The following is a 9279-nucleotide window of genomic DNA, read 5'->3' on the forward strand; positions in this document are numbered from 1 at the left end:
TACAGAGATTGTGAAACCTGTAGGAGCGAGGCTTGCCCGCGAAGACGTCGGATCTGTCTATGCCGGTTCCGCAACCTTCACCGCTTTCAACTGCGCCTCCCGCGCCTGCGCATCGGCCAACCGGTACAACTCGATCGTGCCATCCCAATGCTCGATCAGCGCCGTGCACGACTCCACCCAATCGCCGCAGTTCAGGTAATCCACCCCGCCGACCTTGCGAATCTCGGCATGGTGGATGTGCCCGCAAACCACGCCGTGCAGTTCGCGCTTGACGCATTCATGGGCGATGGCTTCTTCGAAGTCGCTGATGAAGCTGACCGCGGTTTTCACCTTGTGCTTGAGGTAGGCCGACAGCGACCAGTAGCCGTAGCCATAGCGGGCGCGCCAGTGGTTGAGCCAGCGGTTGAGGGTCAGGGTGAATTCGTAGGCCGAGTCGCCGAGAAACGCCAGCCACCGGTGATAGCGGGTAATAACGTCGAACTGGTCGCCGTGGATCACCAGCAGATGCCGGCCATCGGCGGTCACATGCACCGCCTCGTCCACCAGCTGGATGTTGCCCAGGATCAGCTTGGAATAACGGCGCAGGAATTCGTCGTGGTTGCCGGTGACGTAGATCACTTCGGTACCGCGCTTGCTCATGGTCAGCAGACGGCGGATCACGTTGGTGTGCGCCTGGGGCCAGTACATGCCGCCGCGCAGTTTCCAGCCGTCGATGATGTCGCCGACCAGGTAGATTTTGTCCGCGTGATACCCCTTGAGGAACTGCGACAAGTGCTCGGCCTGGCAATCGCGCGTGCCCAGGTGCACGTCGGAAATCCACAGGGTCCGCACACGCTGCTTACGGGTGGGTTTGGCGAGCTCGGCGCTGGTCATGGGCAACCCTCAGACATGTTTTGCAAAGCTTGCGCCCATCGGATTAATCGCCCATGACAAGCGCAAGTCAGTCCTGTGACAACGCGCGCCCCGCCACGTCGGTGTAGACTGCGGGCTTGCTCATCAAAACTGCCAAGAGAGCCGCGATGAGGCCGATCCTCACACTGCGCCAGTACACCGAAGACCTGATCGTCCACAGCCACGAGCACGCGCAAATGGTGTTCGGGCTGTCGGGTGCGCTGGATTTCGAGGTGGACGGGCGTGGCAGTCAGGTGGTCCAGCAGAGTTTCGTGGTGATTCCTTCTGGTTTCCATCACGCCTGCGGCAGTGCCAATGGCAGCCGCTGTCTGGTGCTGGACGTGCCCGACGATCAATGGCTTGGCCAATCTTTGGGCGATCACGCCGAGGCCAGTCGGCGCTTGCTCGACACCGCAGGCCGCTTGTCGCTGGACGCCGGGCAGAGCCAGTTGGTCAACTGGCTGGCCAACAGCGACGTCGCTGATCCGCTGATTGCGCAACAAGGTGCCGTACTGCTGCTGGCCAGTCTCAACAACGCCCGACCCGACAGCGTTGGCGGTCGGCGCCTGCCCTATGCCGCGCTGAATGCGCACATCGACCAGTACGCCGCCTACCCGCTGCAGGTCGCCGACCTGGCCCAGGTGGCCGGCCTTTCCAGCGCCCGCCTGCATGCGCGCTTCGTTGCCGAATGCGGCCAGACACCGATGGATTACATCCGCAGCCGACGTCTGCACAAGGCCGTGCAATTGCTGCGCGATTCACCTCTGCCTATTGGCGAAATCGCCTTGCGCGTCGGTTACAGCTCCCAAAGCGCGTTTTCTGCGGCAGTGTTGCGCGAGTTCGGTGCCTCGCCTGGGGCGTTGCGGCGCGAGGCTGGCGACAAAAGTCGATAGTCCGGCGACAGACACGACCGTTCGTAGTGCGGTCCAATACATTTTTGTTTGTCGTTAAGGATTGCCATGACTCCCCGTACCGCCCTGGGCGCCCTGCATATCGGCGCATTGATGTTCGGCCTGACCGGCGTGTTCGGCAAACTCGCGGCCGCGTCCCCGACCATCATCGTCTTCGGGCGGGCGGCGTTCGCAGTGCTGGCGCTGGCGTTCTTTGCCCGATTCGCCAGCAATACCCGCTGGCAAAAACTTGAAGCGGTGGACTGGCGACGGCTGCTGCTCAGCGGTTTGTTGCTGGCCGGTCACTGGGTGAGTTTCTTCGTTGCAGTAAAGGTTGGAGGCGTAGCCATCGCCACCCTGGGGTTTGCCAGCTTCCCGGCGTTCACCGTAATTCTCGAAGGGCTGATTTTCCGTGAGCGGATCCGCGCCAATGAAATAGTCCTGGTGACGTTGGTGAGTATCGGGCTGGTGCTGGTGACGCCGGACTTCGATCTTGCCAGCGGCGCCACGACCGGTCTGCTCTGGGCGATTGCATCCGGTCTGCTGTTTTCCCTGCTGTCGCTGGCCAATCGCGCCAGCTCGGCACGCATTGCGCCGGTGCAGGCCGCACTATGTCAGAACGTGGTGGTTGCCCTGTGCCTGCTGCCGATGGCTGCGCCGCAGTTGAGCGAAGTGCGCGCCCTGGATTGGTTGTGGATCGCCCTGCTCGGGGTGTTCTGCACAGGCGTCGCCCACAGCCTGTTCGTCGCCAGTCTGGCGGTGATCAAGGCGCGGACCGCTGCCGTGGTCTTCGCCCTGGAGCCGGTGTATGGCATCACCATTGCCTGGTTGCTGTTCAATGAACAACCGACCCTGCGCATGCTGCTGGGCGGCGCGTTGATCATCGTTGCGATCGTGGTGTCCAGCAGGCTATCCGGCAGTTCAAGCAAGAAAGCCGTCGCCGCCGAAGCCGCTTCTCACTAAGCCCCGTCATAGTGAGTTCGATCGTTATGACCGAGATCTCGATCCGGATCGATACGGTCGCGAACCCGCTGCTTGAGTACCTTGGCTTCCGGGAAACCACCGTCGGCCTTGCGTTCCCAGATCTGCACGTCGTCACAGAAAATATGGAAGACCCCGCCGGTGCCGGGCACCAGGGATACCTTGCCGAGGTCATCGCCAAAGGTGCTGAGCAGTTCCTGTGCGAGCCAGGCGGCGCGCAGCAGCCATTGGCACTGGGTGCAATAGGTGATGGTGATTTCAGGTTTTTGAGCGGTCATGAAGGTCTGTCTCTTGGCCGAAGGGCGCGGCCATCATAACCCTGTGCTGAACCCTGTAGGAGCGAGCACGCTCGCGATGAACGACTGGACACCGCGGGGCATCAGGTTTCCCGCGTTATCGTTGACGACCATCGCGAGCATGCTCGCTCCTACAGGGGGCGTGGTGTTAGCGGATACCAGCCAGCAAGCTGCGAGCCGTCTGCTTCATCGGCTCATCAGCCTCTTTGAGCAACTCGTTGAGCAGTTGGATGGCGCTGTCCAGGTCGCCGTCGTCGATGCAGGTCTGAGCCTGTTCCAGTTTGCCGGCACTCTCGGGATCGGTCGGTTCCAGGCTCAGCGGTTCGAGTTCCAGCGACGGACTGTCCCTGAATTCGTCGAGAAAGCTGTCGTCCAGGGATCGCGAGGCGGGCTCGATTTCCCATTCGATTTCCGGCTCGGGCAGCGGCGGCTCGTTCGAATGCAGGTCAGACACCGGTGAGTCCTCCATCGGCCCCAAGTCCCACTGGGTATCCATCGACAGCTCATCCAGATTCAACTGGTACTCGTCCGCGGGTGCGGGGTCGGGTTCGGGTTCCGGGGCCGGAACGAAAGGCGCGACCACCGGTAACGCAACGGCAGCCGGCACCACTGGCTCGATTTTCGGGTGGCGTGAGCGGATTTCATGAAGCGTTTGCTCATCGAACCCCGCATTGCGCAGGCTGGCTTCCTGCGCATCATAGGCCGCCACATCGCCCTGCCTGCCAAGTACCTCCAGCAATTGCAGCGCAAGATCGGTGCGTTGCGGGTCCTTGTCGATCGCCTCGCGCAACAGGCTGATGGCTTCAGCATAGCGACCGTATGTCAGGTAGACCGCCACCGCTTCCAGTACTTCACTGGCGGGTGTCTCTTCGGGGTGTACGTGGGTCGTTTGCAGCGCCGGATCCTGGCTGAGCGGTTCTGCTGCGGGGCTGACCAACGGTTCATGACGCGGTGGCTGTGTGGCAGCCACATCGAGCATTACCGGGGCCCGTTGCCGCCGACGATTCCATACAACCAGCAATCCCAGCGCAATCAGCAGCAACAAGCCGCCCACCAACAACCAATTGATACCCGGCTCCTCCACCACCACTGGCGCCGGGGTCACTGCAACAGGCGCCGCGGGTTGCGGTGGTGCCTGCTTGATTTCCGCCAGCCGGGTTTGCAGTTCGGCGGTCTGCTTCCTTTCAGCGGCGATCTGCTCGTCCTGAGCCTGAATTTTCTGGTTGAGTTGATCGATGGTGGCCTGCAACTGCTGATTCTGCAGCACGCTGTCCGCCAGTTGCTCGGCGAGCGGATCAGGCACGGGTGCTACGGCAGGTGGTGGCAAGGATTGCGCCGACACAGGCTTCGGCGCGGCAGCAGGCTGGACTTTTGGAAAGGCAGAGTCGGTACGACTGGGCACCAGCTCATCAGTGGCTGGCACGATCCCCGGGGAACCCGGTGGATCGATCAATACCGTGTACTCGCGCAGCAACCGGCCGTTGGGTTGATTGACCTGCACGAGAAAATTCAGAAAGGGTTCATTGACCGGTTTGCTCGAGGTGACCTGAATCCAGTTGCGGTTGCCCCGCAGCACAGGCGTGAACGTCAGGTCATTGAGGAAAAACACCCGCTCGACACCCGCGCGGCTGAATTCGTCCGCCGTCGCCAGCATGACCGACAGCTCGCCCTCCTCCAGCCCGCCGACATCCACCAGGGCAATGTCGGCACGCAATGGCTGGTTCAGCGCCGAATGCAGGGTGATTTCACCCAGACCCAGCGCCGGCGCCAACGCCGACCAACAGACAGCGGTACCGGCCAGCATCCACCTGGCACAACACCGTACAACAACCCGCCGACTTTCGAGCATGAGCATCCCTTAGATAACAAGAACCAGCTTGCGCGTGTTCGCATATCCAGTACGAACACGATATTGCCTGGTAGTTCTTATAGTCCGCTCAACGCACTAACTCAAAAAATCGAAGTTGGGCACTGCATCAAGATTTTTCCAGATTGCCGAGAATGTGCGCATGGACGCGCATGCAGATTTTCAGATCTGCCTCATCGACGCCCTCGAACAATTCGTGGCGTAATTGATTGGCAATGGTTTCGATCTGATCGATTAGGGGACGGGCCGGGGTGCAGAGGACGATCTTCTTCGCACGGCGGTCTTCAAGAACCGCCTGACGTTGCACCAGCCCCTGGCTTTCCAGGCTGTCGAGCAACCGGGCCAGGGTCGGGCCTTCTACACCGACACTCTGCGCCAGTTCACGTTGGGTGGGGGCTTCATCGAAACGCGCCAGGTGCAGCAGCACCAGCCAGCGAGCCTGGGACAAACCAAGGCCCGCGAGACGGCGGTCCAGTTCGGCACGCCAGCCTCGCGACATCTGGGCCAATTGCATGCCAAAGCGGTGTTGATCGGTTAACGGCATAAAACACTCATGATTAGACTGAAATAAAGAATTACTAATTATTAGTCAGCTAAGCATGAGCCAGATGCAGTAGCAAGGCCTGTTCTGTACTGAATCGTTACATCAGCGATTCCGCGTTCAAAAACAGTAGCTTAAATCTCGAATTCCGACTGTAGGGCGGCCCGGACGCAGTACAAAACGCCTTCCGGCACTCGACCGGCAAAGAGTTCGGAAATCTCCGTAACCGATGGCAATTCGCCTTCGCCGTCCAGAAACGCATCCTGAACTTCACCCAGCAAGTCTTCCGGCAGATCCAGCGCCTGCTCCAGCGACAATTGCTGCTGGCCGATGGCTTCGGCGAGCATGGTGTAGACGTTCTTTTCCGAGCATTGCAACTGTCCGGCGATCTGCAGCGGTGTCATGCCGGCACGGGCCAGGGTGATCAGTTCGTGGCGCAGGTCGGCCACCGGCTTCGGCGCTTCGACCTGGCCACCGAGCACTTCCAGGAACGCCTCGCCATAGCGCTCCAGCTTGCGGGCGCCGACGCCGCTGACCCGGGCCATTTCCGCAAGCGAGGTCGGCTGGCTGCGCAGCATTTCCAGCAAGGTCGAATCGGGGAAGATGACGTACGGCGGCACGCCATGTTCTTCGGCGAGTTTGCGACGCAGTGCACGCAAGGCTTCCCACTGTTCGCGCTCCTCGCCGCGCACCAGCTGGCTGGCCTGGCTCTTGCTGGTTTTGGCGGTGGTCTGTGCCTTGAGATCGCGGCGCAGTTCCAGGCTCACTTCGCCCTTGAGCAGCGGTCGGCAAGTGTCGCTCAGCCGCAGACCGCCGTAGCCTTCGTGATCAACGTCCGCCAGACCGCGAGCCACCAACTGGCGGAACAACGAACGCCATTCACTTTCCCCCAAGGCTTTCCCGACGCCGTAGACCGAAAGGTGCTGATGGCCGAAGCTGCGCACCTTCTCGTTGTCCTTGCCGAGCAATACATCCACCAGATGGCCGACGCCGTAGCGCTGACCGGTGCGGAAGATCGCCGACAACGCCTGGCGCGCGGGCTCGGTGGCATCCCAGGTCTGCACGCCATCGACGCAGTTGTCGCAGTGACCGCAAGGCTCGGGCATTTCCTCGTCGAAATAGGCCAGCAGCGCCTGACGACGGCAGCGGGTCTCTTCACACAGCGAGAGCATGGCGTCGAGCTTGTGCTGCTCCAGACGTTTGTGGCGCTCGTCACCTTCGGAGTTCTGCAGCATCTGCTTGAGCATCACCACGTCTTGCAGGCCGTAGGCCATCCAGGCATCCGCCGGCAGACCGTCACGACCGCCGCGACCGGTTTCCTGGTAATAGGCCTCGAGTGATTTTGGCAGGTCGAGGTGCGCGACGAAGCGCACGTTGGGTTTGTCGATGCCCATGCCGAACGCCACGGTCGCCACCATGATCAGGCCTTCCTCGTTGAGGAAGCGCTTCTGGTGGTAGGCACGCAGATCGTTGGGCAGGCCGGCGTGGTAAGGCAGCGCCGGGAAGCCCTGCTCGGTGAGGAACGCCGCGACTTCCTCGACTTTCTTGCGCGACAGGCAATAGACGATGCCCGCATCGCCGCGGCGCTCGGCGAGGAACGCCAGCAACTGCTTGCGCGGCTGTTCCTTGGGCACGATGCGGTAAAAAATGTTCGGCCGGTCGAAGCTCGACAGGAAACGCTCGGCGTTCTGCAGGTGCAGGCGGGTGACGATTTCTTCGCGGGTCCGCTTGTCGGCGGTGGCGGTCAGGGCGATGCGCGGCACATCGGGGAACATTTCCGCCAGTTGACCCAGTTGCAGGTATTCCGGGCGGAAGTCGTGGCCCCATTGCGATACGCAGTGAGCCTCGTCGATGGCGAACAGGGCGATGTTCAGGCCCTGCAGGAAGGACATCATCCGCGGCTGGACCAGGCGTTCCGGGGCGAGGTAGAGCATTTTCACTTCGCCGCGGCGGATGCGCGCGGCCAGGTCGCGCTGCTGTTCGGCGCTCAAGGTGGAGTTCAAGGCGGCGGCGGCCACGCCCAGCTCTTCGAGGGTGGCGACCTGATCGTCCATCAAGGCGATCAGCGGCGAAACCACCACCGCCAGGCCTTCGCGCAACAGCGCCGGGACCTGGAAGCACAGGGATTTGCCGCCACCGGTAGGCATCAGCACCAGGGCATCGCCGCCACTGGCCACGCGCTCAATGATTGCACCCTGACGGCCACGGAAACTGTCGTAGCCGAAGATGTCCTTGAGGACGCGTTGAGCCTGTTCGAGCATAAAAACTCCAAAAATCTACGAAACATCCCTGCAAGGCTGGTTCAGAACCGGCAACGCTGCACCGTCGAATCGTAAGTGCGCATTACATAAGGCTTCACATTCCAGCCGTGAAGCCGGCAGGGCATCACAAAACGCGCGAGTATACCCGAGCGCTCCTGTGCAAAGGGTGCCGCTGAGAAGACATGCGCAAGACAATTGGATGCAAAACCTGTGGGAGCGAGCCTGCTCGCGATGGTGTACTACCAGCCGGCGCGCCATTGACTGCACCTGCGTCATCGCGAGCAGGCTCGCTCCCACAGGGATTACGCTCTCGGGGCAGCAAATATGCCGCGCGGCTGGCCCCGGCGCTCAAGAAGGCCTAGAATTCCCGCATCGCACATTCCCCAAGGTAGCCCTTTAATGTCCTTCGCTGAGCAACTTACCCGCCTGCAAGTCTTCCTCGACGCCGATGAACTGCATGACGAGGCTCTGGACTACGTGGCCGCCCACGGCTACCTCACCGCCCTGTCGATCTGTTCCGAAACCGTTCCGGACCGTGAGTGGATCGACGCGCTCTTCGCCGAAGAACCGCATTACGCCGACGACACCGAGCGTGAAGCGATCGAATCCACCCTGCTGGCCCTCAAGGCTCACATCGCGCGCCAGCTGGCTTCCGATGAAGAGTTCGAACTGCCTTGCGACCTGGACCTGGGCGAAGACCCCGACGATTCCGACCTGCGCGGCTGGTGCATCGGTTTCATGGAAGGCGTGTTCCTGCGCGAAGAAGCCTGGTTCGAAACCGCCGAAGACGAAGTCAGCGAAATGCTGCTGCCGATCATGGTCGGTTCGGGTCTGTTCGACGAGCAGCCGGAGTTCTCCGACATTGCCGCCGACGCCAACCTGATGGACGACATGATCGTGCAAATCCCGGAAGCCCTGACTGCTCTGTACCTGCTGTGCAACGCACCGGACGAAAAACCGGCGATCCTCAAGCCTCGTCACCACTAAGGTCCCGCCTATGGACAACCCCATAGGCAACCGCCCCCTGATGTTGCGCTACGTGCTGCTGGCCATCGGCTGGCTGAGCGTAGTGCTGGGGGTGATCGGGATTTTCCTGCCGGTACTGCCCACCACCCCTTTCCTGTTGCTGGCCGCTGCCTGCTTTGCCCGCAGTTCGCCGCGCTTCTACCACTGGCTGGTGCATCACCCTCGTCTCGGGCCGTGGATCCGCGATTATCTGGATGGCAATGGGATTCCGCTCAAGGGCAAGGTGTATGCCATTGGGTTGATGTGGGTGAGTATTCTGTTTTCCTGCTATCTGGTGCCGATGCCTTGGGCGCGGGGGTTCATGTTGACCAGTGCGGTGTTGGTGACGGTTTATATTCTTCGGCAGAAGACTTTGCGTAAGTCCTGAGGTTTTTTGGGGGTGGGATTGGGGGTAGATCCGTTTCTTCGGTAACGGCTACTTATGGTTCCGCTCTTACAGCGGGTTACTTGGAAAAGCGCCAAGTAACCAAGCGCTTTTATCCCCTGACGTACGGTGCCTCGCTGTGGCTCGGCATTCCCTCGCTCC

At 61.2% G+C, this 9279-nt stretch carries 9 protein-coding genes; 4 read left to right on the forward strand and 5 right to left on the reverse strand.

Annotated elements, in window-relative coordinates; all coding sequences use genetic code 11:
* Window positions 1-57: 57 nt before the first annotated feature.
* Window positions 58-873 carry a UDP-2,3-diacylglucosamine diphosphatase gene (locus tag ACW9JE_RS25465; protein ID WP_224541452.1) on the reverse strand — a complete coding sequence of 272 codons (816 nt, stop codon included), beginning with the start codon at window positions 871-873 and terminating at the stop codon, window positions 58-60.
* Between the two features lie 146 nt (window positions 874-1019).
* Between ACW9JE_RS25465 and ACW9JE_RS25470 the strand changes: the two genes are divergently transcribed.
* Complete coding sequence (locus ACW9JE_RS25470; protein WP_224541451.1) at window positions 1020-1784, forward strand: helix-turn-helix transcriptional regulator; 765 nt, start codon at window positions 1020-1022, stop codon at window positions 1782-1784.
* A 66-nt stretch (window positions 1785-1850) separates the two neighbouring features.
* Window positions 1851-2744, forward strand: coding sequence for a DMT family transporter (locus ACW9JE_RS25475; RefSeq protein ID WP_457434306.1), 894 nt, complete (start codon window positions 1851-1853; stop codon window positions 2742-2744).
* Here ACW9JE_RS25475 and ACW9JE_RS25480 read toward each other — a convergent pair.
* The 4 genes from ACW9JE_RS25480 to recQ form a co-directional block, all read right to left on the reverse strand.
* Complete coding sequence (locus ACW9JE_RS25480) at window positions 2741-3040, reverse strand: SelT/SelW/SelH family protein (protein WP_457434307.1); 300 nt, start codon at window positions 3038-3040, stop codon at window positions 2741-2743. The two genes, ACW9JE_RS25475 and ACW9JE_RS25480, sit on opposite strands and share 4 nt — an antisense overlap.
* A gap of 166 nt (window positions 3041-3206) precedes the next feature.
* Complete coding sequence (locus tag ACW9JE_RS25485; RefSeq protein ID WP_457434308.1) at window positions 3207-4907, reverse strand: FimV/HubP family polar landmark protein; 1701 nt, start codon at window positions 4905-4907, stop codon at window positions 3207-3209.
* Window positions 4908-5034: 127 nt separating this feature from the next.
* Window positions 5035-5469 (reverse strand): MarR family transcriptional regulator, encoded by a 435-nt coding sequence (locus tag ACW9JE_RS25490; RefSeq protein ID WP_457434309.1) that lies wholly within the window; start codon window positions 5467-5469, stop codon window positions 5035-5037.
* Between the two features lie 131 nt (window positions 5470-5600).
* Window positions 5601-7727, reverse strand: a complete 2127-nt coding sequence (gene recQ / locus ACW9JE_RS25495; protein WP_457434310.1) for a DNA helicase RecQ — start codon at window positions 7725-7727, stop codon at window positions 5601-5603.
* A gap of 399 nt (window positions 7728-8126) precedes the next feature.
* Here recQ and ACW9JE_RS25500 point away from each other — a divergent pair, with 399 nt between their 5' ends.
* Together ACW9JE_RS25500 and ACW9JE_RS25505 are read left to right on the forward strand one after the other, a co-directional pair.
* Window positions 8127-8714, forward strand: a complete 588-nt coding sequence (locus ACW9JE_RS25500) for a UPF0149 family protein (protein ID WP_224541436.1) — start codon at window positions 8127-8129, stop codon at window positions 8712-8714.
* Between the two features lie 10 nt (window positions 8715-8724).
* Window positions 8725-9120 (forward strand): YbaN family protein, encoded by a 396-nt coding sequence (locus ACW9JE_RS25505; RefSeq protein ID WP_175378406.1) that lies wholly within the window; start codon window positions 8725-8727, stop codon window positions 9118-9120.
* Window positions 9121-9279: the final 159 nt, after the last annotated feature.

Source organism: Pseudomonas sp. SDO55104_S430, from assembly GCF_054070595.1.

Coding starts and splice junctions, on each gene's coding strand:
- ACW9JE_RS25465 (WP_224541452.1), bottom strand. CDS start 873: ATGACCAGCGCCGAGCTCGCCAAACCCACCCGTAAGCAGCGTGTGCGG.
- ACW9JE_RS25470 (WP_224541451.1), top strand. CDS start 1,020: ATGAGGCCGATCCTCACACTGCGCCAGTACACCGAAGACCTGATCGTC.
- ACW9JE_RS25475 (WP_457434306.1), top strand. CDS start 1,851: ATGACTCCCCGTACCGCCCTGGGCGCCCTGCATATCGGCGCATTGATG.
- ACW9JE_RS25480 (WP_457434307.1), bottom strand. CDS start 3,040: ATGACCGCTCAAAAACCTGAAATCACCATCACCTATTGCACCCAGTGC.
- ACW9JE_RS25485 (WP_457434308.1), bottom strand. CDS start 4,907: ATGCTCGAAAGTCGGCGGGTTGTTGTACGGTGTTGTGCCAGGTGGATG.
- ACW9JE_RS25490 (WP_457434309.1), bottom strand. CDS start 5,469: ATGCCGTTAACCGATCAACACCGCTTTGGCATGCAATTGGCCCAGATG.
- recQ (WP_457434310.1), bottom strand. CDS start 7,727: ATGCTCGAACAGGCTCAACGCGTCCTCAAGGACATCTTCGGCTACGAC.
- ACW9JE_RS25500 (WP_224541436.1), top strand. CDS start 8,127: ATGTCCTTCGCTGAGCAACTTACCCGCCTGCAAGTCTTCCTCGACGCC.
- ACW9JE_RS25505 (WP_175378406.1), top strand. CDS start 8,725: ATGGACAACCCCATAGGCAACCGCCCCCTGATGTTGCGCTACGTGCTG.